At 43.6% G+C, this 956-nt stretch carries 1 protein-coding gene; it reads right to left on the bottom strand.

What is annotated here, in order from left to right:
* A partial coding sequence (locus A3735_RS02325) for a GAF domain-containing protein (RefSeq protein WP_156499340.1) occupies window positions 1-956 on the bottom strand: 956 nt, incomplete at both ends.

Raw genomic sequence — 956 nt, 5'->3', positions numbered from 1 at the left:
CTTCTTGCCAAGCAATGCCTTCTTCAATACCTTTGTTCACCGCGGCGGTAATTAGCTCTCTACTTCTACCTTCTTTATAAAAATTGATCGCTGTAGAGACATCAGGTTCAAAGCCTTCGGGTACTTCGTGAATTTCTTTTGTCATGAGTGACCAGTAAAGCCGGTCTTCCAGCATGTCCCACTCCCATGCACCAATTCTGGCCTGCTGACTCATCGACTCCAGTAAAGTCTTCTGACGTGCTAAATCTTCTGCAACAAGCTGTTTGCTCAGTTCATTACCTATCCATTGGGCAAATAAACGAATGAGTTCAAATTCGTCATCACTAAAGGGTCTGGCATGTGCTTCAGGACCAGAAAAGTTTAGCGTACCAAAGCGTTCACCTGACACGATTAGCGGCACACCAATATAACTTTCCAGGCCAAAAGCCTCGTAGCAAGGATGCGTATTAATGCAGCTTTTCTCTACATGATCAAAGCCTGTTGGTCCATTGGCATTAAGGGTGTGGATACAGTAAGTAATGCCCAGTTCAAATTCATCACCAGGTTTTACTTCACCATTCGGAGTGTCGGAATACTTAACGACATATCGCTGATTATGAATATGACTGACCAAAGCCAAAGGTAACTCGAAAGTCTGCTTTCCCAAGGCCAAAACTCGCTGGATTTTTTCTTCAACTGATAATTCACTGTCGGCAGTAATGAGGTGCAAACGACGAAGTGTATTAATTGCTTTGTTGTTTTCCGTCAGGTCATTCATAAAGACGAAAAAGCCAACAACATTACCTTCTCTAATTTGCGGAAGGTAGGTTGCTTGTCTGTAGATCATGCCGGTTCTAAGGTCTAGCTCAATGTCTTTATCTAATCGAACTTCTTCCCCGCTAAGCACTCTTGCCAAGTAGGGAGATAGCTGAGCACAAGCCTTCTCACCAATCACTTCAACCAGCGGTTTATCTTCT

This window comes from Oleiphilus sp. HI0061 (assembly GCF_001635675.1).
The sequence above is the reverse complement of the archived record's forward strand: the minus strand, read 5'-3'. Positions and strand labels throughout refer to the sequence as shown.